At 37.6% G+C, this 25,467-nt stretch carries 26 protein-coding genes and 1 tRNA gene; 17 read left to right on the top strand and 10 right to left on the bottom strand.

Features of this window, described 5'->3' with window-relative positions; all coding sequences use genetic code 11:
• Positions 1–51: 51 nt before the first annotated feature.
• Entirely contained in the window at positions 52–1,446 is a 1,395-nt protein-coding gene (locus ALPR1_RS06690; RefSeq protein WP_008199423.1) for a S41 family peptidase, read from the top strand.
• A 194-nt stretch (positions 1,447–1,640) separates the two neighbouring features.
• A complete protein-coding gene (locus ALPR1_RS06685) occupies positions 1,641–2,831 on the top strand; it encodes a S8 family serine peptidase (RefSeq protein ID WP_008199422.1) in 1,191 nt (396 codons plus the stop codon).
• Between the two features lie 397 nt (positions 2,832–3,228).
• Here the strand turns inward: ALPR1_RS06685 and ALPR1_RS06675 are convergent, their stop codons facing one another.
• From ALPR1_RS06675 to ALPR1_RS06660, 4 genes are all read right to left on the bottom strand, one after another.
• Positions 3,229–3,939 (bottom strand): tetratricopeptide repeat protein, encoded by a 711-nt coding sequence (locus ALPR1_RS06675; protein ID WP_008199420.1) that lies wholly within the window; start codon positions 3,937–3,939, stop codon positions 3,229–3,231.
• A gap of 12 nt (positions 3,940–3,951) precedes the next feature.
• Entirely contained in the window at positions 3,952–5,403 is a 1,452-nt protein-coding gene (locus ALPR1_RS06670; RefSeq protein WP_008199419.1) for a CCA tRNA nucleotidyltransferase, read from the bottom strand.
• Complete coding sequence (locus ALPR1_RS06665) at positions 5,400–5,888, bottom strand: hypothetical protein (protein ID WP_237701631.1); 489 nt, start codon at positions 5,886–5,888, stop codon at positions 5,400–5,402. Before ALPR1_RS06665 ends, ALPR1_RS06670 begins: the two co-directional genes overlap by 4 nt.
• A gap of 103 nt (positions 5,889–5,991) precedes the next feature.
• Positions 5,992–6,327 carry a DUF6249 domain-containing protein gene (locus ALPR1_RS06660; RefSeq protein WP_008199416.1) on the bottom strand — a complete coding sequence of 112 codons (336 nt, stop codon included), beginning with the start codon at positions 6,325–6,327 and terminating at the stop codon, positions 5,992–5,994.
• A gap of 111 nt (positions 6,328–6,438) precedes the next feature.
• Here ALPR1_RS06660 and ALPR1_RS06655 point away from each other — a divergent pair, with 111 nt between their 5' ends.
• Complete coding sequence (locus ALPR1_RS06655) at positions 6,439–7,014, top strand: RNA polymerase sigma factor (protein WP_008199414.1); 576 nt, start codon at positions 6,439–6,441, stop codon at positions 7,012–7,014.
• A gap of 467 nt (positions 7,015–7,481) precedes the next feature.
• Here ALPR1_RS06655 and ALPR1_RS06645 read toward each other — a convergent pair whose 3' ends face one another.
• On the bottom strand, positions 7,482–7,889 hold the full coding sequence (locus ALPR1_RS06645; RefSeq protein ID WP_008199412.1) for a hypothetical protein: 408 nt from the start codon (positions 7,887–7,889) through the stop codon (positions 7,482–7,484).
• A 609-nt stretch (positions 7,890–8,498) separates the two neighbouring features.
• Here ALPR1_RS06645 and ALPR1_RS06640 point away from each other — a divergent pair.
• The 7 genes from ALPR1_RS06640 (at position 8,499) to lepB (ending at position 16,365) form a co-directional block, all read left to right on the top strand.
• Positions 8,499–10,115: a CTP synthase gene (locus tag ALPR1_RS06640; RefSeq protein WP_008199410.1), complete on the top strand. Its 1,617-nt coding sequence runs from the start codon at positions 8,499–8,501 to the stop codon at positions 10,113–10,115.
• 42 nt (positions 10,116–10,157) lie between these two features.
• Positions 10,158–11,957: a membrane protein insertase YidC gene (gene yidC / locus ALPR1_RS06635; RefSeq protein ID WP_008199408.1), complete on the top strand. Its 1,800-nt coding sequence runs from the start codon at positions 10,158–10,160 to the stop codon at positions 11,955–11,957.
• A gap of 284 nt (positions 11,958–12,241) precedes the next feature.
• On the top strand, positions 12,242–13,024 hold the full coding sequence (locus ALPR1_RS06630; RefSeq protein ID WP_008199407.1) for a ParA family protein: 783 nt from the start codon (positions 12,242–12,244) through the stop codon (positions 13,022–13,024).
• A gap of 3 nt (positions 13,025–13,027) precedes the next feature.
• On the top strand, positions 13,028–13,939 hold the full coding sequence (locus ALPR1_RS06625; RefSeq protein WP_008199405.1) for a ParB/RepB/Spo0J family partition protein: 912 nt from the start codon (positions 13,028–13,030) through the stop codon (positions 13,937–13,939).
• 57 nt (positions 13,940–13,996) lie between these two features.
• Complete coding sequence (locus ALPR1_RS06620; RefSeq protein WP_008199403.1) at positions 13,997–14,548, top strand: DUF5683 domain-containing protein; 552 nt, start codon at positions 13,997–13,999, stop codon at positions 14,546–14,548.
• A gap of 2 nt (positions 14,549–14,550) precedes the next feature.
• On the top strand, positions 14,551–15,273 hold the full coding sequence (gene dapB, locus ALPR1_RS06615) for a 4-hydroxy-tetrahydrodipicolinate reductase (RefSeq protein WP_008199400.1): 723 nt from the start codon (positions 14,551–14,553) through the stop codon (positions 15,271–15,273).
• Positions 15,274–15,288: 15 nt separating this feature from the next.
• Entirely contained in the window at positions 15,289–16,365 is a 1,077-nt protein-coding gene (gene lepB, locus ALPR1_RS06610; RefSeq protein ID WP_008199397.1) for a signal peptidase I, read from the top strand.
• Positions 16,366–16,402: 37 nt separating this feature from the next.
• Here the strand turns inward: lepB and ung are convergent, their stop codons facing one another.
• Entirely contained in the window at positions 16,403–17,065 is a 663-nt protein-coding gene (ung, locus tag ALPR1_RS06605) for a uracil-DNA glycosylase (RefSeq protein ID WP_008199396.1), read from the bottom strand.
• Between the two features lie 61 nt (positions 17,066–17,126).
• Here ung and apaG point away from each other — a divergent pair, with 61 nt between their 5' ends.
• Positions 17,127–17,513: a Co2+/Mg2+ efflux protein ApaG gene (gene apaG / locus ALPR1_RS06600; RefSeq protein ID WP_008199393.1), complete on the top strand. Its 387-nt coding sequence runs from the start codon at positions 17,127–17,129 to the stop codon at positions 17,511–17,513.
• A 118-nt stretch (positions 17,514–17,631) separates the two neighbouring features.
• Entirely contained in the window at positions 17,632–18,294 is a 663-nt protein-coding gene (locus ALPR1_RS06595) for a class I SAM-dependent methyltransferase (protein WP_237701629.1), read from the top strand.
• Here ALPR1_RS06595 and ALPR1_RS06590 read toward each other — a convergent pair.
• The gene (locus tag ALPR1_RS06590) at positions 18,283–18,873 is read right to left on the bottom strand and encodes a class I SAM-dependent methyltransferase (protein ID WP_008199389.1); all 591 of its coding nucleotides are present in this window, start codon (positions 18,871–18,873) and stop codon (positions 18,283–18,285) included. The two genes, ALPR1_RS06595 and ALPR1_RS06590, sit on opposite strands and share 12 nt — an antisense overlap.
• Before the next feature lie 26 nt (positions 18,874–18,899).
• Between ALPR1_RS06590 and ALPR1_RS06585 the strand changes: the two genes are divergently transcribed.
• The 4 genes from ALPR1_RS06585 (at position 18,900) to rplI (ending at position 21,062) form a co-directional block, all read left to right on the top strand.
• On the top strand, positions 18,900–19,829 hold the full coding sequence (locus ALPR1_RS06585; RefSeq protein WP_008199386.1) for a hypothetical protein: 930 nt from the start codon (positions 18,900–18,902) through the stop codon (positions 19,827–19,829).
• A gap of 130 nt (positions 19,830–19,959) precedes the next feature.
• On the top strand, positions 19,960–20,331 hold the full coding sequence (gene rpsF / locus ALPR1_RS06580; protein ID WP_008199385.1) for a 30S ribosomal protein S6: 372 nt from the start codon (positions 19,960–19,962) through the stop codon (positions 20,329–20,331).
• On the top strand, positions 20,328–20,579 hold the full coding sequence (gene rpsR, locus ALPR1_RS06575) for a 30S ribosomal protein S18 (RefSeq protein ID WP_008199383.1): 252 nt from the start codon (positions 20,328–20,330) through the stop codon (positions 20,577–20,579). The genes rpsF and rpsR overlap by 4 nt, the downstream gene beginning before the upstream one ends.
• Positions 20,580–20,618: 39 nt before the next feature.
• The gene (gene rplI / locus ALPR1_RS06570) at positions 20,619–21,062 is read left to right on the top strand and encodes a 50S ribosomal protein L9 (protein WP_008199381.1); all 444 of its coding nucleotides are present in this window, start codon (positions 20,619–20,621) and stop codon (positions 21,060–21,062) included.
• Between the two features lie 59 nt (positions 21,063–21,121).
• On the opposite strand, the gene ALPR1_RS06565 is transcribed toward rplI, so the two are convergent.
• Entirely contained in the window at positions 21,122–21,367 is a 246-nt protein-coding gene (locus tag ALPR1_RS06565) for a hypothetical protein (RefSeq protein ID WP_008199379.1), read from the bottom strand.
• A 318-nt stretch (positions 21,368–21,685) separates the two neighbouring features.
• On the opposite strand from ALPR1_RS06565, the gene ALPR1_RS06560 reads away from it, so the two are divergent.
• Positions 21,686–21,758 (top strand) — tRNA-Gln (locus ALPR1_RS06560).
• A 57-nt stretch (positions 21,759–21,815) separates the two neighbouring features.
• Here the strand turns inward: ALPR1_RS06560 and ALPR1_RS06555 are convergent.
• Together ALPR1_RS06555 and ALPR1_RS06550 are read right to left on the bottom strand one after the other, a co-directional pair.
• Positions 21,816–22,535: an EcsC family protein gene (locus ALPR1_RS06555; RefSeq protein ID WP_008199376.1), complete on the bottom strand. Its 720-nt coding sequence runs from the start codon at positions 22,533–22,535 to the stop codon at positions 21,816–21,818.
• A 130-nt stretch (positions 22,536–22,665) separates the two neighbouring features.
• The gene (locus ALPR1_RS06550) at positions 22,666–25,389 is read right to left on the bottom strand and encodes a M14 family metallopeptidase (RefSeq protein WP_153231773.1); all 2,724 of its coding nucleotides are present in this window, start codon (positions 25,387–25,389) and stop codon (positions 22,666–22,668) included.
• Positions 25,390–25,467 lie beyond the last annotated feature (78 nt).

The following is a 25,467-nucleotide window of genomic DNA, read 5'->3' as shown; positions in this document are numbered from 1 at the left end:
CCAAACAAATACATTCCCAATTCGTTCATAAATTGCCCTAAATTACGTTTTATGAAATCAACCAAATTGCTACAAGTAGCCCTCCTATCATCTTTCATGGTGCTTGGTTGGAGCTGTAAAGACAAAGAAGATACCGAGCCGGTTATTGACCCAAGCTCAGAAGTAGCCGTTAATAACTGGATCTATGATGTCATGGATGAGGTTTATTACTGGGTAAGTGATCTGGGAACCCCGATTGCTGATGATTCAGATCCTGAAGATTATTTTGAGTCTCTTCTTTATAAACCAACGGATCGTTTTTCAGTGATTTATCCAGACTACCAAGAACTGATCAATAGCTTAAGTGGCGTCACATTAGAAGCAGGCTATGAGTTTCAGCTTTATTTAGAAAGCACTGGAAGCACTAATGTAATCGCGGAAATCTCTTATGTGAAGAAAGGCAGCCCAGCTGAAGCAGCAGGTTTAGTTAGAGGAGACATTATTACTCACATCAATGGAGTACAAATGACTACAGAAAACTACAGGGAGTTACTTGGCGAAACAGAAGCTCAACATACCATCACTTATTTAAGTATCAACCCTTCTTCCTTGGTTTATGAAGAGCAGGCTCCTTTGACATTGGAAGTAGTACAATTAAGTGAAAACCCAAATTACATTGACACGGTTTATACCATTGAGGGTCAAAAGATAGGATACTTCATGTATAACTTCTTTGCTCCGGGTAATGGAGGAACCAGCACTGTTTATGATCAGGAAACTGATGAAATATTTGCGAAATTTAAAGCAGAAGGTATCCAACACCTGATTATTGATTTTAGATACAATGGAGGAGGATATGTTTCCTCAGCAACAAACTTGGCAAGCTTAATAGCTCCAAACGTGACCAATACGGACATTTTCTCCAAAACGAAGTACAACAATATTTTGATGTCTGAAATACCTGAGTTAGCGAATGTAAAAACCGCTTTTAAGGTAAAAGCTCAAAACCTCGGAAATATTTTAGAAGGCAATAGAGTATATGTACTTACTTCACAGAGAACTGCTTCTGCATCAGAATTAGTCATCAATGGATTAAAGCCTTACTTAGATGTATTTATGATTGGTGATGTTACCTATGGTAAAAATGTAGGCTCAATTCCATTTGAAGATGAGGACAACCCGGACAATCCTTATGGTATTCTACCTATTGTTTCTCAAAGCTTCAACAGTTTAGACCAATCCGATTATTCCACTGGTTTTACTCCCAACATTGAAGTGAGGGAATCTTCTGAGAGGTTGTCACCACTAGGTAATGTAAATGAACTACTATTGAGAACAGCGATAGAACAAATTACTGGAGTCCCATCCTCTGGAAGGTTCGAAAAACTGGACAGAAAGGATATTGGAAGTACTTTAGAACGGAAAGTCAGGTTTGGAAATATGATAGAAAACCAAATAATAAAATAAATAGAAAAGGTCTCAAATTGATGAGACCTTTTTTTATACCCCTATTTTTTTTGAAAAAGGGATTGGTAAAAACATAAAAATTTTGGACATTATCGAAGGTTTAGAAGGTACTTCAACCTAATAAAGCTTTTTCCAATCATTAACTAAACATTATTATGTTCAACCAAAACAAAATTTGGAACAAACCAATCCTCATGGCAGGATTGGCCATCGGTGTTTTAGGCTTTGCTTGCCAACCTCAAGACGACACCCCAATCTCCAAAGACGCTGTCGAACACATCGGCTATAAAAGCGGGGATGTAATTCCTGGAAAGTACATTATTACACTCCAGCCTTCTACCTTGAATTTCAGAAAGGACATGAGCTACGATGCTGTTCAGGCAGCTATGAGAAAAACAAGTTCAGACCTTCTTTCCAAATACCGAATCGGAAATGAAAATCTAGGCCATGTTTATGGAAATGCCATCACAGGTTTTTCGGTAACCCTTACTGAAGAGCAATACGAAGAAATATCAAAAGATCCTGCTATTAAGTTCATTGAAAGAGATAGAATAATAGCATTAGCACCACCTCCAGGAAAAGGCAATAATGGTGGAGGAGGTGGGTCTGACCCAAAACAAGAAACCCCTTATGGGATTGCTAGAGTTGGCGGAGGAGAAACCTACACAGGAAGTAAAAAAGCCTATATTATTGATTCTGGAATTGATTCCACGCACCCAGATTTAAATGTAGATGTGGCAAGTGGATTTAATGCGTTCACCAAAGGTAGAGACTCTGATTTATCTTCCGACAATAACGGACATGGAACCCATGTTTCTGGAACTGTAGGCGCCATAGATAACTCAATAGGTGTAGTTGGTGTGGCAGCTGGAGTAACGGTCGTTCCGGTAAAAGTACTTGACTCAAGAGGTTCCGGTTCCTATTCAGGAGTCATTGCAGGAGTAGATTTTGTTGAAGCAGAAGCGGAAATAGGGGATGTTGCCAATATGAGCTTAGGAGGTCCTCCATCAGATGCTTTAGACGCTGCTGTCATAAAATTAGCTGAAAAAGGAGTCCTAGTAGCATTAGCTGCAGGAAATGAGAGCACTGATGCAAATTCTTCATCTCCAGCAAGAGCTAATCACCCAAACATTTATACCGTGTCAGCAGTGAATAGTAATGACACTTATGCGTCATTCTCAAATTACGGTAACCCTCCAATTGATTTTGCTGCTCCTGGCGTAGGGGTAAGATCTACTATCCCAGGCGGTGGATATGCTTCGTATAATGGAACATCCATGGCTTCTCCACATGTTTGCGGATTACTGATTTGGGGAACTCCAAAAGCCGGAGGCCCCGTTAATGGAGATCCTGATGGTGACGTTGATCAAGTAGCGGTAAGATAAGGAGACTAAATATCACAAAATAAAAGAGACTCGGATACCCGAGTCTCTTTTTTTGTTCATTATCAAATTGTTAAGTTTTCAGAAATAGTCTTAAAAAAATTTACAGGCGATTACATTTGTTAAAAACGAAAGCCCATGGAACTAGCAGCAAGTTTATTTTTGATTTTGTCCATCTATTTCTTTGGAAGCTTGGCATTAACCCAAGAGATTATCAAACCATATAAGACAGTAGTCGCCCAAGGAGGACATGGTCGAAATCTGGTAACTAACTATTCAAAAATACTACTAGTGAGCTTTTCTATCTCAGTAGTATCAACTACCCTCGCTTATTTTTTATTTTTCTAATAAAAAAGGCCGGTTATTCACCAGCCTTTAAATGGGTTAAGCTAATCTATAATTATTGAGCTTTCTTAAGATTCTCTTTTGCCAATTCATAATTAGGATCTAGCTGAATCGCTTCTTCAAAAGCCGTTTTAGCTTCTGGCTTTGATCCTTGATCCAAATAAATCATTCCTTTTAAGTTAAGGGCTGCAGCCTTCATACTTACTTCTTGTGTAACCCCTGCTTCAGTATTAAAGCCGATCTTATCTTCCGCGGTGACATTTTTCACCAACATATTTACCGAATTAAGAGCTTCTTCATATCGCTTTAGCGAGTATTGGATAAATGCAGATTTGTACAAACTGAAGTTATCTCCAGTCAACAAATACAAGCTTTCGAAGTGAGGCAAAGCTCTATCCAAGGCTCCCACTTGTTCAAGTGAAAATGCAGCAATTTCCAATGCTCCCACACTCTTATCATTGACACTTAAAATATCCATTGCAACGAGTGCTGCAGAGGTATATTGGTTGCTTTCAAAATACTTACTTGCCAACAACTCAGGATACCTCATATCTTCAGGATTTCTCACCATCAACTCATAGAGTTTAACTCTACCTACCAATGGGTCAGCATACCGCTGTGATAATTGAAAAGCTGCTTGGTCTTGAGAATTTAAGACTCTTCTTGTTTTCTGATCCAATCTTGGTATCGAATCATTTGTTTCCGTCTGGGCAATAATCGGACTGGCACTTAATGCCAATAGCAGCATGAATAATACGCGCTTCATTTTTATTAATTTTTATTTTGATGATGATTTTGGAAGATCCTTGATGGGAGAAACGCCTTTTGATTTGGCTATCTCATACATCAACTCTCTCGCTTTATCGGGCTTGTTTTGAATTTTGCCCTCCAATATAGCTTCTTTAATTTCTTCTTTGATCTCTCCAACGATTTTTGAAGGGGAAAGACCAAAAGTTTCCATAATTTCTTCTCCTGATATTGGGGGTTGAAAATTTCGGACTTGGTCTTTTTCTTCCACTTCCATCAATTTCTTCTCCACTTTATCGAAGTTTTCCAAATATCGCTTAACTCTTCGGTTATTTTTTGAAGTTACATCCGCCCTGCATAGCTTCATAAGTGAATCAATGTCATCTCCCGCATCAAACAACAACCGTCTTAATGCTGAGTCAGTCACCTCATCCTTCACCAATGCAATTGGGCGAAGATGTAATCGAACCAATTTTTGGACAAACTTCATCCGATCATCCATAGGAAGCTTTAACCTCCTAAAGATCCCAGGAGTCATCCTTGCCCCTTTATCCTCATGCCCATGAAAGGTCCAGCCCACTTTCTTATTAAAGCGTTTAGTAGCTGGTTTGGCTATATCATGTAGAACAGCTGCCCATCTAAGCCAAAGATCCTCGCTCATGACAGAGACATTGTCCAATACCTGTAGTGTATGGTAGAAATTATCTTTATGTGATTTATCGTCGACTGAATCCACACCTTGAAGCTCTACCATTTCTGGAAAAAACTCATGCAATAACTTACTTGCAAACAAAAGTTTAAAACCATAGGAAGGCTTCGGCACCAACATGATTTTATTAAGCTCGTCTATAATTCTTTCGCCAGATATAATTCTTAATCTATGCGCATTTTGGGTGATCGCATAAAAGGTATCAGGATCAATATCAAAATCAAGTTGAGCTGCAAAACGGATAGCTCGAAGCATCCTTAAAGGATCATCCGAAAATGTAATCGAGGGCTCTAAGGGTGTTCGAATAGTTTTACGCTTCAAATCCACTAATCCTTCAAAAGGATCCAGCAAATCACCATAGTTGCTAGCGTGAAGTGAAATCGCCATGGCATTTATCGTAAAATCTCTTCGCTCTAAGTCTTCTTGAAGCGTACCATCTTCCACGATAGGCTTTCGGGATTCTGAGCGATAAGACTCTTTTCTCGCTCCCACAAACTCCAACTCCCATTCTTCCAATTTTACCATGGCTGTCCCAAAGTTTTTGAATACAGAAACCGGAACATGGTAATCAAAATTTTTAGCTACTTCCTCTGCCAGCTCTATCCCACTGCCCACACAGGTAAAATCAATATCTCTTTTATCGGACTTTTTTCTGTTTAAAATAAGGTCACGAACATACCCACCGACCACATAGGCTTCTAGACCTAGATCTTGGGCAGCTTTGGCCACTTTACTAAACACTTCTATTTCGTCTAGATGTGATTTAAAATTCATCTTTTCAAAATTTTAACCTCTCCTTCTGCTCCTAGATACAACTCTTTGGTGCTAGAGCTAAATAAAGGGAAATATAAATCAGTTTTTAGTTCTGCTTTTCTATCTGAATTAAGTTGCACCAAAACAGGTTGGGCAATCTGAAAAAGAAATTTATTCCAGTTAGGCTCACGGATCAAAGAAAACTTCAATACCCCTTCTTTGATTGGCCCTTTCGATAATATCTTATTTGCATCACTATGATAGATCGTAGGTTTGGAGGCGAACTCTACGATGTCTAAAGACACCTCAGAGAATTGCTCACAAACTGATCTAATTTGAAATAAATCGAATAATAAATAAATCCAATCATTACCCATAGCAGGCGTCCATTGATCCTGCGACATCAAAGTCAAGTTTTTACCGTTTCCCTCTTTTATTGTGAGAACTCCTTCTTTTTTAAATGATTTTAGAAACTGAGAATGATCCAAGGCTTTTAATTTTGACACAAAAATAATCAGAATATCGAGAGCAGCCCTTTCTAAAAACATAAACAAAAAAAAACCTCCTGATTACAGGAGGTTATTGTGAAGTTAAATATGTTGTAATGGCTTAATTTGAATATTTTTTATTCGCAAAAACACTTGCTAATAATCCTAGGCCACCAAAAATAAAGATACAAGCAGGAAAGGATACATCAGAATTCATTCCAATAATACTTAGGAGTTCACCCATCAGTACTCCAACGCCAACACCGATACCCAATAGAGCCAAATTCATTACCACTTCTGAAAAGCTGAATTTTTTGCCTGTATTAAATAAACTGGCATCTGCTCCTTTTTCTATTAATGCTAATCTCTCCTTATTTCTTGTGGTTAGAAACAAGTAAACAACCCCAAAGATGGTGGAAAATATAGTTAGGGTTACAAGTACTGTGGTTACATCCATGATTTTAATTATTAGGTTTTACTCTTTGATGATGCCTGGGGAGAAAAGGTTACAAAATCATAAAAAAAATTATTTGTAACTTCTAGATGACTTATTGCATCTAAGAAAAGAATGCATTTCGAAAACGACCTCTATTACATAGAAAAGACTTTAGCTGGAGATAGGCATGCTTTTGGACAATTGATTCAAAAGCATCAAAACTATGCCTATACCCTTGCGTATAGAATACTTAAAAATTCAGAAGAGGCAGAGGAAGCTACTCAGGATAGTTTCATGAAGGTTTACGATTCTTTGAAAAAATTCGAAAGAAAGTCGAAATTTACCACTTGGCTTTATAAGATCGTTTACCATGAGGCATTAGGTCGATTGAGGAAAATGAAAAATATCATGATAGATATCGATGAGGTTACAGACCTCAAGTTACCTGTTGATGATTTCAGTAATGGACTTGAATTACTTCATTTGCAAGAAAGAAAAGACCTGATAAAAAATGCATTGGATGGATTGAAAGCTACAGAGTCTGCGGTACTTACTTTATTCTATTTAGAAGAGCAAAGTATCAAGGAAATTGAAGTGATTACAGAGCTTTCAGAGTCACATATAAAAATACTTTTGCACAGGGGAAGAAAAAACATGTTAATCTCCTTGCAGAAATTCACAAAGAAAGAAATTTCCCATTTGCTATGAATAATTTAGATTCAAATATGAATGACCAGCAAATAAGAAACTGGATTAAGGAAGCAGGGCCTGAAAATCTCTCAAATGATTTTCACTTGAAAGTCCTGTCAAGGATAGAGAATGCACATTCGTTTCAATATAAACCTGTAATTTCTCCACTGGGACTCAAACTAATAGCGTCTCTAATTGTGTTTTTGGTACTAATGACAATTTTGTTTATACCAAATGACAATAGCTCATCAACTTTATGGAATCAAATTCCAGACTTTGGAAGTTCGTTTACAATAAAATCAATTCCACATATAAGTTTACCGAAAATTCATCTTGGTCCAATATTCAGCACTTCGATCTTTTCATTTACTTTATTATTCCTAACCTGGATATTATATCAATCCAAGAGATTTAAATTAGGGTAATAAAAAAAGACAACCGATCGGTTGTCTTTTTTTATTTAAACTTATCAAATAATTAAAATATCAATTTCTCAACCAATTGATGAATGTTTGATAGCCAACACCTATTTCTCTTGCGAAAGCAGCTTTTGTCTTTTTACCTGCAGCTTCAACCTTTTTCCATTCCTCTACAATCTTACTTTTTTCAGCATCTGTAAAAGTTCTTCTTTTACCAGTTTTTACTTTGGAGGCCCCTGATCCATTGATTAAGCTAATCAATTCATTTAAATCATTTAGGAATTTCCCATCCATTAAAAATAAGCCTGCAGCTTCTAGTTTTTTAATAACTTCAGTTTTTGGATCCACAGGAGTAACAGCGATTCCTTTTGATGCTGCCTCATGTAAATCTATTTTATCACCATCTGCAGTAACGTAAACAAACCCTTCACTTTTTTTCAAGTCGCTGATAGACTCCTTAATCAAATCTTTCATATAAAATTATTCATTTGTAAAATATCCTAACGCAATATATATAATAATGTGAAATCAAAAGAAATTTAATAAATGATTTTTAGGGATTTTTATATAAATTTTATTTACCCTAAAACTTAAATTATAAAATCAATGATCTTCATAATAGACCCTCTACCTTAAATTATATTTATCAAACATTCAATCCCCAGAATGGACGGAGGCAATTCCCCTCATTATTTTTAATTAAATATTATTGAAAAGAATGAAATAAATATTTCCCAACTAGTTTTTTAAATAAAAGTATAATAAAAACACTTTTTTTGAGTTGGAAATCAAAAACCCACCCTCATCCATCAAATATTTTAAATAATAATCAATTGCCATCATTTTCATCAATAAACCTCTTGTTAAACGATACATTTAGATAGTCAAATCGTCATACACAAATTTTTGTTTCACAATGATTTAGCAACTTTAAATACATTGAAAAAAAAGACACCTAATCATTTAGATCATTAAATTCTCGATTTTATTAAAATCAAAAGAACAAAAAGTCCCTTAATCGGGAAAATTCCGTAATTTTGAGCCCCATAAGAATTCAATCAATTTCATCCTGCCTTCATTCTTATGGCCTCATCTACAAAATACATATTCATTACAGGAGGAGTCACCTCCTCTCTCGGAAAAGGAATCATTGCCTCATCACTAGGTAAGTTACTACAATCGAGAGGGTTTAAGGTAACCATCCAAAAATTCGACCCCTATCTAAACATTGATCCGGGCACACTTAATCCCTATGAACATGGGGAGTGCTACGTGACTGATGATGGAGCTGAGACAGATTTAGACCTTGGTCATTACGAAAGGTTTCTAAACGTCACTACTTCTCAAAACAACAATGTGACGACAGGTAGAATTTATAATAATGTCATCACGAAAGAAAGGAAGGGAGAGTTTTTAGGAAAAACTGTTCAGGTAATTCCTCATATCACAGATGAGATAAAGTCCAACTTTTATAAATTAAGCGAGGATAACAAATACGATGTTATCATTACAGAAATAGGAGGTTGTGTGGGTGACATTGAGTCATTGCCTTTTATTGAAGCTGTAAGACAAGCACGTTGGGATTTAGGACCAAATAACTTCCTGGTTATTCATTTGACCTTGATCCCTTACCTGAGTGCAGCAAAAGAGCTTAAAACAAAGCCTACACAACATTCAGTGAAACAATTGCTAGAAGCTGGTATCCAACCAGATATCCTAGTATGTAGAACAGAACATCATTTACCTTCTGATGTCAAGAAAAAACTGGCTCTTTTCTGCAATGTGCAGTTAAACTCAGTGATTGAAGCAATGGATGCCGATTCCATTTATGATGTTCCTTTATTGATGAAAAAGGAAAAACTTGACGAAAGAGTAATGACTAAACTGAAGCTTTCGTCAAAAGAAAATACTGATCTGGAAAAATGGAAAGACTTCTTAGGCAAATTAAAAAACCCAACACAGGAAGTTACCATTGGTTTGATAGGAAAGTACGTTTCACTTCCAGATTCCTATAAGTCCATTATAGAAGCATTTACCCATGCAGGAGCATCCATTGAATGCCATGTCAATTTGAAGTTGTTGTCTTCAGAGGAAATCAATACCGATAATTTTAAAGAGAAATTGGTTGATTTGGATGGAATACTGGTTGCACCAGGCTTTGGAGAAAGAGGTTTCGAAGGAAAAATTGAAACCGTAAAATTCGCCAGAGAAAACAAAATCCCATTTTTAGGTATATGCTTGGGAATGCAAGTAGCAGTAATTGAGTTTGCCCGCAATGTACTTGGCCATACCAAAGCTAACAGTACAGAAATGGATCCAAATACACCTCACCCAGTGATCGCTTTGATGGAAGAGCAAAAGAAAATCGATCAAATGGGCGGAACAATGCGTTTGGGTTCGTATGCTTGCGACCTGAAAAAGCCAAGTAAGTCATTCCAAGCTTACGGAAAATCAAAAATTCAGGAAAGACACCGTCACCGTTATGAGTTTAACAACGATTTTCTTCAAGAAATGGAGAAGAACGGAATGCTTGCTACAGGAAAAAATCCAGATACAGGACTGGTGGAAATTATCGAACTAAAGAACCATCCTTGGTTTGTGGGCGTACAATTTCACCCAGAGTATAAAAGCACTGTATTGTCACCGCAGCCTTTGTTTGTAAGGTTCATTCAAGCTGCGATCAATAATAAAATTAAGTAACACTTTATTACGGGAACAGTATCCCGAATCTATCCTTTAATTATGGACAAAAATCAAGCGACAGGTTTAATTCTCTTCGCAGCAGTAATTTTGGTCTACTCCTTCTTTTTTGCGAGTGGGCCTGAAGTACCAGTAGAGGAAGTGGAAGCACCTGCTCAGACAGAGACTGTACAGGATGTAAAACCGGCAATGGAAAGCCAAGCGCCAGTAGAGAATGATAGTATGATTTCTCAAGCTAATTTGGCAAAATTTGGTGCATTAGCAACATTAGCTTCCGGTGAAGAGCAGTTGGTGACTTTAGAAAATGATCTGATCAAAGTTTCTATTTCTACTAAAGGCGCCTCAGTAAATGAGGTAGAGCTTAAAGAGTATAAAAGCTGGACTCAAGAACCTCTTCTCCTAATAGATAGTGAGAGTTCTAAAATGGCTTTTAGTTTAGAAAGTAACACAGGGAGTGTTAATTTAAATGACCTGTATTTTAATCCTTCTCTAAACTCAAGCCAAGATGAAGAGGGGAATGCGGTACATACTTTAACCCTAAGTGCTGGAACAGAAAGTGGTGAAATTATTCAAACTTTCACGTTAAAAGATGGAAGCTATGAGGTTCACAAGTCTCTTAAAATAGATCGTTTCTCCAATTATTTTACGGGCAACTCGCTGCAGTTTACTTGGGCTGATCAGGTTAGAAAGCAGGAAAGAGACATTGGTGAATCAAGAAGAAAAACTCAAGTCAATTACTTCTTGGCATCAGATTCCTATGAAAACCTGGGAGTTGGAGATGATTTAGAACAAGAGCAAGTTGCTGAGCCTGTAAAATGGATTGGTTTTAGCCAACGCTTCTTTACCGCAGGAATTATTGCCGATGAAACATTTCAGGATGTAAACCTGGCACAAAGTACTCCTGCCGACAGTTCTTTTGTCAAGTATATGGAAACCTCTTTGAGCATCCCATTGAAAGACAATACAGCTTCCTTTAGATTCTATTTTGGTCCTGACAACTACAAAGGATTGAAAAAAGTCACTGAAGGTTTTGAGAAGAATGTAGACATGGGTTACTTCTTTGTAAGCTGGGTAAACAAATACATCATCGTTAACCTTTTTGCCTTCCTGGAGAAGTTTTTCTCTAATTATGGTGTGATCATTATTTTGATCGTATTAGCTATCAAATTAGCGCTTTCACCACTTACCTATAAGTCTTATGTAGGAATGGCGAAAATGCGTGTAATCAAGCCAGAAATTGATGAGCTAAAAGAAAAATACGGGGATGACCCAACGAAGATGCAACAAGAGCAAATGAAGCTCTTTGGGAAACTCGGAGTAAGTCCAATTTCAGGGTGTTTACCTATGGTACTTCAAATGCCGTTTTTGTTTGCCATGTTCTTCTTCTTTCCGAATGCAATCCAGTTGAGACAAGAGTCATTCTTGTGGGCAAATGATTTGTCTACATATGACACCTTCTTCAACCTGCCATTTACGATTCCATTCTATGGCTCTCATGTCAGTTTGTTCACCTTGTTGATGACAGTTTCTCAAATTGTTTACACCAAGTTCAACAATCAATTGACCACAGCTACGGGCCCAATGAAGAATTTGGGATACATCATGCCTGTGATGTTTATGTTTATCCTAAACTCCTACCCTGCTGGTTTGAGTTTCTATTACTTCGTTTCCAACATGGTGACTTTTGGTCAGCAGGCGGTAATCAAGCTTTTTGTAGATGATGATAAGATCAGAGCGAAAGTGGAAGAAAGTAAGAGAAAAAATGCCAATAAGAAGAAATCTAAATTCCAGCAAAAACTGGAAGATGCGATGAAGGCAGCAGATGCCAACAGAAAAAAATAAAGAATGAGGGAGCTTAAATGGCTCCCTTTTTTCTGACCAAAAATCCAATCTCCCTTTTCTAGATTAAATCATTTTGATAAAAATTTCATATCTAGAAACAAAATAAAAAATGAGGAGTAAACTGAATAAAAGCTTTGAAAAGGGCTTTTCACTTCTATTCCAAGACTAATTGTAAAATACGGCTGGGAAGAACCGAAAAGCACAACGGAAAAAATCCCGTTGATCAGCCAGAAAAGAATTGATTTTGCTTAATATTGGTATTCAATTACCCGAGAAAAAATAACATGGGAAAAATCATTGCCATTGCCAATCAAAAAGGTGGGGTGGGGAAAACCACAACTGCGATGAACCTCGCTGCAAGCCTTGCTGTACTGGAATATAAAACCTTGGTGATCGATGCAGATCCTCAAGCCAACACTACTTCAGGCCTAGGCCATGACCCAAAGTCTATCAACAGCAGTATTTACGAATGCATGGTAGATGAGGTCAACATCAAGGATATTATCCTTAATACTGAGATGGAATACCTAGACCTTGTACCTTCTCATATTGATCTAGTGGGTGCGGAAGTAGAGATGATCAACCTAGATAATCGGGAGGAAAAGATGAGAGGTGTCGTTTCAGACATCAAAGACAGCTATGATTTCATCGTCATTGACTGCTCTCCCTCCTTAGGTCTTATTACCATTAATGCACTAACAGCAGCAAATTCAGTAATAATCCCTGTCCAATGTGAGTATTTTGCTTTGGAAGGGCTTGGTAAATTGTTGAACACCATCAAAATCATTCAGACAAGGCTAAACCCTGATCTGGAAATTGAAGGTATTCTTTTAACGATGTATGATGTAAGGCTTAGACTTTCTAATCAGGTGGTAGAAGAAGTAAGAGTACACTTCAAGAACATGGTTTTTGAAACAATTATACCAAGAAATGTACGTTTGAGTGAAGCGCCTAGCTTTGGACTGCCAGCAATCGCTTTTGATGCTGATGGCAAAGGAGCCGTAGCTTACCTCAACCTAGCCAGTGAGATTGCTCAAAAAAATGGCCTTCAAAAAGTGAACAGTTAATTTATGTCAGACAATAAGCCTAATCGAAAAAAAAGTGCCTTAGGAAGGGGCCTTGGAGCCTTGCTGGAGGATAGTCCTGCCAAGCATAAATCTGAGGAAATTTTACCGGAAGTTGTAAAAACTGGGATTTTTGAAATTCCTTTGGAAGAAATTCAGGTAAACCCATTCCAACCTAGAGTTCATTTCGATAAGGATGCTTTGGGCGAATTAGCTGAGTCTATTAAAGTCCAAGGAATCATTCAGCCCATCACGGTAAGAAAGCTGGACACCAACGAATACCAGTTGATCTCTGGTGAGCGAAGATTCCAAGCTTCCAAAATTGCTGGATTAACTCAAATTCCTGCTTACGTAAGAACTGCCAATGACCAGCAGATGCTGGAAATGGCTTTAATTGAAAATATTCAGCGGGAAAACCTAAATGCATTGGAAATAGCCCATTCCTATCAAAGACTTTTAGCGGAATGTGATTTAAAACAAGAGCAATTAGGAGACCGTGTAGGTAAAAACAGAACTACTGTAAACAATTATTTACGACTCTTAAAATTACCTCCTACTATTCAGGCAGCCATCAGAGATCAACAAATCTCAATGGGTCATGCCCGAGCTTTGATCAATGTGGAAGATGTAGATAAGCAACTTGCCATATTTAAGAAAGCCGTAGAAGAGGAATTAAGTGTTCGTAAAGTAGAAGCTCTTGTCAAAGCTTTGAATGAAGGTAAGCCTGAAAAGAAGACGGAGCCAGATCTAGATCCAGTGAAAAAGTATGAGATCAGCAAAATCCAGCAACGTTTAGCTTCTCATTTTGGAACAAAAGTTTCTTTGAAATCGGACAAGAAAAATAAAGGCGAGATCAAGATTCCTTTTAACTCCAACTCAGACCTCAATAGAATTCTGGAAATCCTGGAAATAATTTAACCCTTGAAACCCTTAAAATTTCATAAAATTCAAGTTCTTCAAGCCCCATGGATCCTCATGGGACTTTTGGTTTTATGCTTCTTTGTAACTTGTCCTGTAAATGCGCAAGAAGCAGAAGTTGAGACCAAACCTGTAAAAGTAAAAAAGGAACGTCCCGATTATTCCAACCTTCCGAAAGATCCTAGAAAAGCAACGATTCTATCTGCAATCCTTCCCGGGGCTGGGCAAGTTTATAATAACAAAGCTTGGAAAGTACCGATCCTATATGCTGGGTTTATGACAGACATCTATTTTATAGGATTTAATAATAGAAGGTACCAGGTCTTCAGGCAGGCCCTTTTTGATTTTGACGATGGGATCACAACAGAATTCCCTAATTTAAATCGGGATGGTTTGGTGAGAAATGTGGATTATTGGAGAAGAAACCGAGACCTTTGCATACTTTTGTTGGCCGGCATTTATGCTTTAAATATCATTGATGCTAATGTTGATGCCCATTTGTCGGGATTTAATGTATCTGAGGACCTTTCCTTATCGGTAGAACCTCATGTAGAAACATTTTCTTCGAGAAACAATTCAATGGGTTTTTCTTTAAAACTGAATTTCTAAAAATGAACATATTATTGCTTGGCTACGGTAAAATGGGCAAAATAATCGGGGAGATTGCCGAATCCCGAGGACATTCTATTGCTGGCAAAATCAATATTGATAACCAAGATGATTTAAAGCAATTAGATCCGAAAACTATTGATGTTGCTATTGAATTCAGCCAACCAGAAGCTGCCTTTGGAAATATTTCTTGGGCATTGAATAACGACATCCCAATAGTCGTAGGCACTACCGGGTGGTTAGATCAAAAGCCGAGTATAGAAAAGCTGGCCTTAGAACAGAACGGAAGCTTCTTTTATGCTTCCAATTTTAGCATTGGCGTAAACATATTCTTCAAAGTGAATGAGTTTTTGGCAAAACTAATGAACGAAACAAGCGGATATAATCCCAGCATTGAAGAAATTCACCATACAGCAAAAAAGGATGCTCCTTCCGGAACAGCCATAACCCTAGCTGAAGGTGTACTCCGTAATTTAAAAAGTAAAAATTCCTGGAATCTGGCTGGTGAAACAAAAGGAAGTGATTCTTCATTGGAAATCACGTCAAAACGAATTGATCCAGCTCCGGGCACACATATTATTAGGTATAAATCTGACATAGACGATATAGAAATCAGTCATACAGCACATAGCAGACAGGGTTTTGCTTTAGGAGCTGTTATGGTCGCAGAATGGATCCCAACAAAGAAAGGGGTGCTTTCTATGGATGATTTTTTATCTTTCTGAAATATTTAATTTAAGATGAGCAAAACTAAAAAGAAAAAGTCCCCAACCCGTGAATGGGTTGACGCTCTGGTATTCGCTGTAGTAGCGGCAAGTTTGATTCGCTGGTTGCTATTAGAGCCTTTTACGATTCCTACTGCCTCAATGGAAAAATCTCTTTTAGTAGGGGATTTTCTATTTGTAAGTAAAATGCATTACGGAACTAGAATCCCAAAAACTCCACTTCAGGTACCTCTGACACACCAAAAAATCTGGGGGACAGAAATCCCTTCTTACAGTGATGCTATTCAACTCCCCTATTACCGCTTACCCGGTTTTACTGATGTACAAAGAAATGATGTGGTGGTGTTTAACTATCCGGTAGAGTTTCAGTATCCACCTGACCTTAAGACGAATTATATCAAAAGAGCCGTTGGAACGCCAGGTGATGTCATCGAAATCAAGTTAGGTGAACTCATCGTAAATGGAGAGCAGGCATTCAAGCCAGAAGAAATGCAGTACTCTTATGATGTAATTTCTAATAGGCCTCTTAACCCTGATTTTTTTAAGGAATATGGTGTCAATCAAGAAAGTTTTCTCACGTTTTCAGATGGCTCAGGTTATTTAGTATTTGCTACAGATGAGGTTATTTCAAGACTTGAATCTTCCCCAGTAGTTACTTCTGTAAATAAAAGAATAGAAAGAGCAGGTCTAAGAGACAACACTATTTTCCCGCCTAACACGGATTACAAGTGGAACCGAGATAATTTTGGCCCATTAAAAGTACCTACCGAAGGTGAGACTATTCAATTGACTCAGGAGAATTTGGAAAAATACTTCTACACTATCGAGCATTATGAAGGTCATGACTCTGTGGTTTTGCAGGATGGAAATTTGTTAATCGATGGACAAAAGGTAGACTCTTATACTTTCAAGCAGAATTACTACTTTATGATGGGGGACAATCGTCATGATTCCCTTGATTCAAGGTTCTGGGGTTTTGTACCGGAAGATCATATCGTTGGCAAGGCATGGTTCCTATGGCTTTCTTTGGATAAATATGAATCCATGTTTAATAAAATAAGATGGAGTCGATTCTTTAAAGGAATTGATTAAAACATAAAAAAAGCCGGTTTTTAGACAGGCTTTTTTATTACCATTTGATTGGTTCTTTCCCCTTCGAAAGTAGGTATTCATTTGTTTTAGAGAAATGCTTACAGCCTAAAAAACCACGATGTGCTGAAAGAGGACTAGGGTGAGGTGCTTTCAATATCAGATGCTTGGTCTCATCAATCAATAGGGCTTTCTTTTGAGCATAGGCTCCCCAAAGTAAAAAAACTACTCCCTCTCTTTCTTTTGAAATAACTTGAATTACCTCGTCGGTAAATTCCTCCCAACCTTTTTTCTGATGTGAACCTGCCTGATGAGCACGCACCGTCAATGTTGCATTCAAGAGAAACACTCCTTGGTCTGCCCATCGAGTCAAATCTCCATTGGGAGGTAAATCCAAACCCAAATCAGATTTAAGCTCTTTTAAAATATTTAGTAAACTGGGAGGAAAAGGAATCCCGGGCTTCACAGAAAACGAAAGGCCATGAGCTTGGCCAGGACCATGGTATGGGTCTTGCCCTAATATCACTACTTTCACTTCATTTAATGGACAATGCCAAAAAGCACTAAATATCTCTTTCCCAGGGGGAAAAACCTTATCTTTAGAATATTCGTCTTTAACAAAAGAAGTTAATTTCATAAAAGAATCTTTTAAGAAGTGATGTTTTAAAGCTTCTTTCCAAGATGATTCAATTTTTATGTCCATAGTTTACTATATTGATTATCCAGTTTTCAATTGTATCTTTACTTTTTAAATCCAAAACGTCATGGTCACGGCTGTAACAGAAGGAATACAAGTAAGTGTTGAAGTTACCTATCAGGCGGAATTTTCCAGCCCACATCAACACCATTTTGTTTTTACCTACAAAGTAACAATCCTAAATAAAAGTCCCTATACCGTTCAACTATTGAAACGGAAATGGGAAATTTATGATGCTGCAGAAACTGTCAAAACTGTAGAAGGAGATGGCGTGGTAGGCCAACAACCTATCCTTGAAACCAACGAGTCCCATAGCTATGTTTCAGGTTGTAACTTGAAATCTGGACTTGGCAAAATGAAAGGGGTCTATTATATGGAAAAAGTGGTCGACGGCAAAAGTATCGAGGCACAGGTACCTGAATTTCAAATGATAGCCAATATTTTCCATAATTAATTTGCTTCGAAAGGCATATCCGATTCTAGCTTTTTTTATCCATTGGCTAAAAAAAGAGGATGGATACTCTCTCCAATCACCATTTCTTTTCAAAATTTATCAAAGCCTCAAAGCATTTTTGATAGATAAAAAACAATCCGATCTTGAAATTGAGGATTTCAGACAGGAGTTGTTAGCATCCCAAAAAATCATTGAGGTTCTTGACTTAGGTGCTGGCTCCAAAAAAGTCAATACTCAGGAAAGAAAAATTTCTGATATCACCCGATACAGTACAAGTAGTAGGAAATTCTGCCAATTGTTTCAATTTTTTTGTAGCAAGACTCCAAGCCAAAATGTATTTGAGCTAGGAACCTGTATGGGGATCAGCACACGGTATTTATCAAAAGTAGTCAAAGGTGATCTTTTCACTTTTGAAGGTTCTGAAAGTATTCAACAAATCGCTCAGACTAATTTTCAAGGCAATAACACTCATTTTTTACTAGGAGATATAAAAGACACGTTACCTTATCAGCTGGAAAAAATACAACAACTAGACTTTGCCTTAATCGATGCGAATCACACCTATGATGGGACCTTGTTTGCCTTTAGCGAATTGAAAAAAAAATCTTATTCAAAGACAATTATTATTATTGGAGACATCCATTGGTCTTCGGAAATGAATAAAGCTTGGGAGGAAATAAAAAGAGATCCTTCGATTACTTTAAGCTTGGATTTCTATGAATGTGGCGTCCTGTTTTTTGCCAGTCCGGGAGAAAAATCTCACTATTTATTATCCTTTTGAATTTATCAATCTAATAAATGCCTCTGATCCAGCCCTTGCAGGAATGGAATTATAACATTCCTCCATTACATCTATTTCGAAGGAGTTATGAAAAAGTTTTTGGTACTCCTTAATTCCCCCGCCAAATGGAGGGCCAGGTGAATTAAATTCTTTATTAAATAATAGACCAACAAGCTTCCCTCCTTTCAAAAGTAATTCACTCATTTTCTTTACGTATTTTGGTCTAAGACTTGGATTCAAAGCACAGAAAAAAGTTTGCTCCAAAATCAAATTATAGCTTCCATGATGTTCGAAAAAATCCCCATGATGGAGATTGCTACTGGGAAAATTGGGGAACTTATCTTTAAAATTCCTCAAAGGCTCCTGAGAAATATCCAATACATGAACGTTTGAAAACCCCGATTGGAAGGCATAATAAGCCTCATAGGCATTCCCCGCCCCTGGAATAAGAATTTCAACATCCTTATTTACAATTTGGTCTAAATATTGCACAATAGGGGTAGATGGAAAACCAATATCCCAACCTGTCAATCCAGATTTATAACGTTCGGACCAGTATTTTTCGTCTAACTCAGCCATAATTTAAAGCCTTATTACCAAATACTATGAGCACAAATTTCGAGTCAGAGCCCACAGAAAAGAAAGACCAAGGTAAAAATATTATCATCATTGTATTAGTACTTCTAGTGATAATTAGTGGGATTAAACTCTACACAGATTATATAGACAGAAGTAAAAAAACGGAAGAGATTCTACTTCTATCTACTGAAAATAATGAACTCAACAAGCGTTTGGATTCTGTTACTTACCAACTCGACCTTCGAATTCAGGAAATAGAAAAATTAGGGGGTGATGTAGAAGCGTTAGAAGAGGTAAGGGATCAGTTGATAGCAGAAAGAAATTCTGCACGTCAAAGAAGCTCGAATGAGATTGCTGCTTTGAATGAGAAAATCAGAAGTTATGGAGGATTGATCGAAGAAAAGGACCAAGAGATCCTTCAACTTCGAGCAATGAACCAACAGCTTTATGCTGAAAACCAAGACCTCAAAACAACCCAAGCTGAAATAGAGCAAGAGGTAGCCCAATTAAATATCCAGAAGGAAGACCTCCAGGCAAAAGTGAATATAGCAGCAATGCTAAAAGCAGAAGATATTAATATAGCTGCGATCAATTCAAGAGGTAAAGAGAGGGTTGAGACCACAAAAGACTTTAAAAATAGACAAATTGAGCGGATAAAAGTAAGTTTCAATTTTGTTGACAATAAAGTAGCAGAAAAGGGACCTAGAAATGTTTATGTTCAAATATTAGCCCCAAATGCCCAGCCTATTTTCGATGTTGCGAAAGGTTCCGGAACGTTTATGATGGATGGAGTGGAAGAGTTTTATACTGTGAAGCAAGACATCATATTTGATAATACAGAGCAAGAACTCACCTTTTATTATGAAAAAGGATCTGATTACACATCAGGCACTCATGAAGTACGAATATTTGTTGACAATTATCAGATTGGCTCAAAGACCTTCTCGGTAAAATAATCACCACCTCCTTCGGGAGGTTTTTTTTTGGATTTCTTTCCCTAATTAGTTTACAGAACCATTTGGAAGACAAAGGTATTTCTTGTACTTTTGCGGTCTGTTTATTCAAATTCCTTAAACACATTTAAAAATGTTCCAAAGAAATTACGAGACGGTATTCATATTAACTCCCGTTTTGTCTGATGTTCAGATGAAGGATACCGTAGACAAGTTTGTGAACTTGTTAAAAGAAGAGGGAGCAGATGTTATTAATGTGGAAAACTGGGGTCTTAAGAAGATGGCTTACACTATCGACAAGAAGACAACTGGATTCTATGTATTGGTTGAGTTCAAGGCCGATCCTACCGTCATTAGCAAATTCGAACTAGAGTTTAGAAGAGACGAAAAAGTGATGCGATTCTTGACTACTGTTTTGGAGAAGCATGGAATTGCTTATGCCGAAAGAAGAAGAAAAGGAGAGTTTAACAAAAAAACTGAAGCTAAGGAGGAGCAAGCCAAATGACATTAATTAATGAGCCAATCAACAGAGGCGAAAACAGAAAGAAGTATTGCCGATTCAAGAAGCATGGCATCAAGTACATCGACTACAAAGATCCTAACTTCTTATTGAAATTTGTAAACGAGCAAGGTAAGATCCTTCCAAGAAGACTTACAGGTAACTCTGCAAAGTATCAGAAGAAAGTGGCTAACGCCATCAAAAAAGCAAGACATTTGGCTTTGTTGCCATTCGTAACAGATGGATTGAAATAATTCGGTCTTGTATCGTCCAATCAAAAAAGATCATTACAAATGGAAATCATTCTAAAAACAGACATCAAAGGTCTTGGCTATAAAAACGATATGGTTGAGGTGAAGCCAGGTTATGGAAGAAACTACCTTATCCCTCAGGGATTTGCAGTTTTAGCAACCGGCTCAAACAAAAAAATCCTTGCCGAAAATATCAAGCAAGCTGCTCACAAAGCAGAAAAAATCAAGACTGAAGCAGAAAACATCGCTGAACAAATTGCAAAATTGACCTTAGAGATCAAGGCAAAAATCGGTGAATCAGGTAAAATCTTCGGTAAAGTGACTACCCTACAAATTGCTGATTCTTTAGCAGCAAATGGTGTAGACGTAGACAGAAAGAAAATCTCTATCAATGGCCCAGTAGATGGCGCTGGAGAATTCACCGCTGAGGTGGATCTTCATAGAGAAGTAAAAACTGATGTGAAATTCGTAGTAGTAGGAGAATAATCTCTGCTATTTCAATTGATACTAAAAAGGCTTGCCATCTGGCAAGCCTTTTTTTATGCTTAATTCAAAGACTTCTCCAGTTCCTCAATAAGTTTTTTAGAAACCGCTCTGGAATTCTTCTCCCTCGCCTCCTTAAATATGGAAATCACTTCCTGAGATTTTTCAATCACCCCCACAGGATTTTGATCGTATTTAAAGCTATTCCAACACCAATCTAATTCAGCAGCCAAGGAACCTCCAATACTCAATTTTTCTAATTTTAGAATTGCCTCTGGAATTGTTTTCTCTAATTTTTCGATTTTCATAACATTAGTTAATTAGTGGTTTAATATTTTTGAATAAATCTGACTATATATTTTCAATAAGTCAATATATATGTAAAAATATTAATGATTTAGAAATTTATTCGTAACAATAGTGACATTATCACAATAAAACATTCAATCATAAGCCCTTCATTTCAAAAGGAGGCTCCTCTGCTATACTTTTAATTTATTTATAGCTGAAATAAAGGAGGTTAAGAGAATACTTGAAAAAACTTTTTATTGGAGTTTGGAAAAAAAGAATCGAAAATCTACCTTTGTGACACTTTAAGAGATACCCGAAAGGAAATCAATTAAAACTGGTCTATGGTGTAACTGGCAACACGTCTGATTTTGGTTCAGAAGAGTCCAGGTTCGAGCCCTGGTAGACCAACAAAAAAAGCCTTGTACATCTTGTACGAGGCTTTTGCTTTTTCATAAGGTAAAACCTTTAAGATTGTAAGATTCGAACTCTAAAGGCGTTCATAGCAGTCTTCCCGAGATGCTCTGTCAATCGATAGTTAGCAATGGCTCCTACACCCGCTCCTATTACAGGGATCAATTGCGCTAGTTTAGCCAAATCAATATAATCCCGATAGTCTAATTGAAAAGTCTTCCAATCAAATTCATCGAAATTTTCAGGTAAGGAATCTTGAAAACTTTCCCAGTTCTCTATCTTCTCAACCAACTCATTCCTCCTTTGTTGGGATGAAAAAGCCAATTGAAAAACGTATAGTAAAAATAAACGCTCTTTATATTCCTTCGTATCGAAGCCATAAATTGAGGCAATATCAAAAAGCATTTTCATCTTGATCGTTAGAAATGCAGGGAAATCAGCAAAGCCAAGCAAGATCCCTCCTGCACCCGTAATAGCCCCTTCAGCAGATGCGGTATTTCTATACCATTTAATTCTATTTCTGATTTTATCCTCTCGTTCTTTCAACTCCAATCCCTTGCCAGACTTGGGTCTTATTAATGTTGAGCCAGATATCACCAACTTCACCATATTCTCTATGGCAACTGTTATGGCTTTATGGATTTTTTCAGGTATCCAACTATTGATTTTACCCTGAACACCATGAGTCATTTTCCCCATGATTCCGGCCTTCTTTTTCATTTTAAAAAGCCAGAGACTAAGTTCAGCCCGTACGTAATGTTGGTAGGAATCCATGGAAGTTTATTTATACACCTATACTGGATCAAGTATCAATAAGTTGCATCTTATTATCAGACAAGAAGAATAGATATAAAAAAAAGGTCCTTTCAAGAAGAAAGAACCTTTTTCACCTATTCTAATTTAATTATTTGTAAAGCCCGTTAAATAACATTTTGAATGTTCCGTGAGACTGTGCTCTAAACGTAATCTCCGGTCCAAATGCGTATAATTTTCCTGACCCTATTTGCGCTTCAAATGCGGTGACACCATTCTTCAAATAAGACTGGCCCCAAGCCCATCCACTTTTCAGCGGCTCCTCTTCACCGAACCAGGCGATTGGTTTCACACCCATTGTAGCTGCAGCTGGAGTCAATTTAAAGACTGGGCTTCTATTAAACATGATATAAGCCTTCTCTCCCATTCCATAATTCATAGGAACTGAATTGTCCACATGCATTTCCAAAACAGATCCCGGAACATAGTATTTCTCTCCACTCAAACTATGTGGTTTGCCATCAGGGCCCATTTCCACCAAAGCATCTTCTACAGGTAAATCAAGGTGATAGGCCAAATCCGTAGCAGAACCTACTGTGATTACATTTCCTCCATTTTCGATAAACTCCTTAAGCTGAGGAATGGACTTGTTAACAGAAATACCTCCAAGCATGTGTTTATATTCTTCTGGAATCTCTTCGGCATCTGGCTGTCTTCTAGAGTAAGACCTTCCGCCTTCTCCAGGGATTCCTGGCCCGATAAATACCAAAACATCATATTTATCATTCAGATCACCTGCATCAATTTCCTTAGGAAAAACAAGCTCATAAGGAAAATGGAATTGTTCCATCATCCATCTCACCCAACCTGAAGGCATAGATCCACCATAATAGTCAAACAAACCTATTCTTGCAGCTTCAATCTCTTTCGCCCCAGAAGGAACTCCCCTAGTCGAAACAGGATATACTCCATATTCACTGGCTGCTTTTTCAAGAACTTTTTTCCCAGCCCCTCCTACATAAAAGGATCCGGCAGGCATTCCGTCAATTTCTTCTGAGGTTCTATAAACTTTCACTTTTGCCTGCAAAAGATCATTCACCGCCATAAAACTATTATTACCTCTTGCGTCCAAAAGAAAGCCAGACCCAGACACCAGGTCTTTCGGCTCAGGCTTTAACAATTCTCCGTAAGGCATTCTTTCAAAAGGGCCTTCAAAGCCTTCATATACACGATCAATCTGTGACCCCATTTGATAAGCCAATGTCCAACCAGCAGCATCATAAGGTCTAATTGGAGGTCCTCCTGGATAAAGAAAATCATTTGGGTGATCCTGTGGCTCAAACATATCAATGACATGCGGCCTAAACGCCTGATCAGTCTTTACTACATAGGAACCTGCTGGGTATGATTTACCATTTACTGAAAAATCTGCTGTTGCTTTATGAACAAGAATACCAGATTTAATCAAGGCATTCAAAAACTTAATAGCTGTAGGGAAATCTGCCTGATCTGCAGAAAGAATATAGCCTCTAGGGTCTCTTCTTGCCGGATCTTGGTAAACTGAATCATAAAACTGCTTAGGTATTCCAGATCGATAGCCGTAATACACTGCATCTTCATCATCCTCGGATTTCTTCTTCTGAGATTCATTAAATGCATCTTCCACAGCTTTGGCATACTTTGGATACATGGTCCATGTGTCCTTACTACCTTTCTCGATTGCATTTTTTCCCATCAGCCAGATATTATACAAAAGCTCATCACCATGCCTGACTGCATGATTCAAAATGGAATAATTCAAAGAGACAGAATAATCAATAGACCTTCTAAAATGCCAGTCCTGTGGAGTTACTGGAAAAGGAGTTCCGTTATTTGGAATTAACCTATCTGGAACTAATGGCACGGTAGCCGGAGTAGGGTTGCCGATGATTTCGGTCAGAATTCCAATCATATTATGGTAGTAAGGAGTAGTTCTTAACCCACCATTCCACCAAGTAGAAAAGACAGAGCCATCCAACCTGGTATATCCAGGCTTATCCTCTCTCGTCAACCTGTTGATCATCGCAGCACCGACTCCATCAAGACTAGTGATAATCAATGGGTCAAAAACGTGATTAAAAGGATCCCTATATGGAGGTCCTGCTACTACCGTTCCTGCAGGCCCTGACTGGTGATGGTTATAAATAATCTGTGGCATCCATTCCACATATTGCTGGAGAGACATGTTTGCTGCCTCACTCATATTATTCATGTAGAAGTCACGATTATTATCATGGCCAACATACTTTTGGTAGAGTATAGGGATATTTTGATCTCTTTCTTCTGGATTATCTTTCCTCATGTACCAGTTGGACATGATCTCCATCCCATCAGGATTTGCATGAACCAAAAGTATAATAACCTTGTCAAGGATTTCCAAAGTTTCCTCATCTGACCTAGAAGCCAATTGATACAAAGTTTCGATTAACTGATGAGGACCTACCACTTCATTGGCATGTAAACCACCATCTATCCAAACAACCGGTTTACCCTCTACGGAAAGCTTCTCAGCTTCTTCTTTACTGATTTCAGCATGGGCTAATTTCTGTGAAATCTCTTTGTACAGATCTAATTTTTCAAAATTTTCTGGTGCGGTCACAATCATCATTGGTTGCGATCTTCCATATTCTGTTTTGCCAATTTCCACCAATCGCACCCTATCGCTGGCATCAGCAACTTTTTTAAAATAAGCCTCCGTTTGAGTGTAGTTGGCTAACTTATAGTCGTCCCCGATATTAAACCCAAAATGAGACTTGGGGTCGGGGACTGTCTGAGCAAAAAGGGCAAAAGACCCAATGCTCATCAATAGCATTAAGAATGTAAATCTTTTTTTCATATTCATTTATTTGGTTGGTGGTTTGACTTTACCCTCTTCAAAATACTATGAAAATAGAGGTATGTTATCCTCATTGTG

Origin of the sequence: Algoriphagus machipongonensis (assembly GCF_000166275.1) — a bacterium.
GTDB lineage: Bacteria > Bacteroidota > Bacteroidia > Cytophagales > Cyclobacteriaceae > Algoriphagus > Algoriphagus machipongonensis.
The sequence above is the reverse complement of the archived record's forward strand: the minus strand, read 5'-3'. Positions and strand labels throughout refer to the sequence as shown.

Bases quoted from the DNA above. Each gene is read 5' to 3' on its own strand.
- ALPR1_RS06690 (WP_008199423.1), top strand. From the start codon at position 52: ATGAAATCAACCAAATTGCTACAAGTAGCCCTCCTATCATCTTTCATG.
- ALPR1_RS06685 (WP_008199422.1), top strand. From the start codon at position 1,641: ATGGCAGGATTGGCCATCGGTGTTTTAGGCTTTGCTTGCCAACCTCAA.
- ALPR1_RS06675 (WP_008199420.1), bottom strand. From the start codon at position 3,939: ATGAAGCGCGTATTATTCATGCTGCTATTGGCATTAAGTGCCAGTCCG.
- ALPR1_RS06670 (WP_008199419.1), bottom strand. From the start codon at position 5,403: ATGAATTTTAAATCACATCTAGACGAAATAGAAGTGTTTAGTAAAGTG.
- ALPR1_RS06660 (WP_008199416.1), bottom strand. From the start codon at position 6,327: ATGGATGTAACCACAGTACTTGTAACCCTAACTATATTTTCCACCATC.
- ALPR1_RS06655 (WP_008199414.1), top strand. From the start codon at position 6,439: ATGCATTTCGAAAACGACCTCTATTACATAGAAAAGACTTTAGCTGGA.
- ALPR1_RS06645 (WP_008199412.1), bottom strand. From the start codon at position 7,889: ATGAAAGATTTGATTAAGGAGTCTATCAGCGACTTGAAAAAAAGTGAA.
- ALPR1_RS06640 (WP_008199410.1), top strand. From the start codon at position 8,499: ATGGCCTCATCTACAAAATACATATTCATTACAGGAGGAGTCACCTCC.
- yidC (WP_008199408.1), top strand. From the start codon at position 10,158: ATGGACAAAAATCAAGCGACAGGTTTAATTCTCTTCGCAGCAGTAATT.
- ALPR1_RS06630 (WP_008199407.1), top strand. From the start codon at position 12,242: ATGGGAAAAATCATTGCCATTGCCAATCAAAAAGGTGGGGTGGGGAAA.
- ALPR1_RS06625 (WP_008199405.1), top strand. From the start codon at position 13,028: ATGTCAGACAATAAGCCTAATCGAAAAAAAAGTGCCTTAGGAAGGGGC.
- ALPR1_RS06620 (WP_008199403.1), top strand. From the start codon at position 13,997: ATGGGACTTTTGGTTTTATGCTTCTTTGTAACTTGTCCTGTAAATGCG.
- dapB (WP_008199400.1), top strand. From the start codon at position 14,551: ATGAACATATTATTGCTTGGCTACGGTAAAATGGGCAAAATAATCGGG.
- lepB (WP_008199397.1), top strand. From the start codon at position 15,289: ATGAGCAAAACTAAAAAGAAAAAGTCCCCAACCCGTGAATGGGTTGAC.
- ung (WP_008199396.1), bottom strand. From the start codon at position 17,065: ATGGACATAAAAATTGAATCATCTTGGAAAGAAGCTTTAAAACATCAC.
- apaG (WP_008199393.1), top strand. From the start codon at position 17,127: ATGGTCACGGCTGTAACAGAAGGAATACAAGTAAGTGTTGAAGTTACC.
- ALPR1_RS06590 (WP_008199389.1), bottom strand. From the start codon at position 18,873: ATGGCTGAGTTAGACGAAAAATACTGGTCCGAACGTTATAAATCTGGA.
- ALPR1_RS06585 (WP_008199386.1), top strand. From the start codon at position 18,900: ATGAGCACAAATTTCGAGTCAGAGCCCACAGAAAAGAAAGACCAAGGT.
- rpsF (WP_008199385.1), top strand. From the start codon at position 19,960: ATGTTCCAAAGAAATTACGAGACGGTATTCATATTAACTCCCGTTTTG.
- rpsR (WP_008199383.1), top strand. From the start codon at position 20,328: ATGACATTAATTAATGAGCCAATCAACAGAGGCGAAAACAGAAAGAAG.
- rplI (WP_008199381.1), top strand. From the start codon at position 20,619: ATGGAAATCATTCTAAAAACAGACATCAAAGGTCTTGGCTATAAAAAC.
- ALPR1_RS06565 (WP_008199379.1), bottom strand. From the start codon at position 21,367: ATGAAAATCGAAAAATTAGAGAAAACAATTCCAGAGGCAATTCTAAAA.
- ALPR1_RS06555 (WP_008199376.1), bottom strand. From the start codon at position 22,535: ATGGATTCCTACCAACATTACGTACGGGCTGAACTTAGTCTCTGGCTT.
- ALPR1_RS06550 (WP_153231773.1), bottom strand. From the start codon at position 25,389: ATGAAAAAAAGATTTACATTCTTAATGCTATTGATGAGCATTGGGTCT.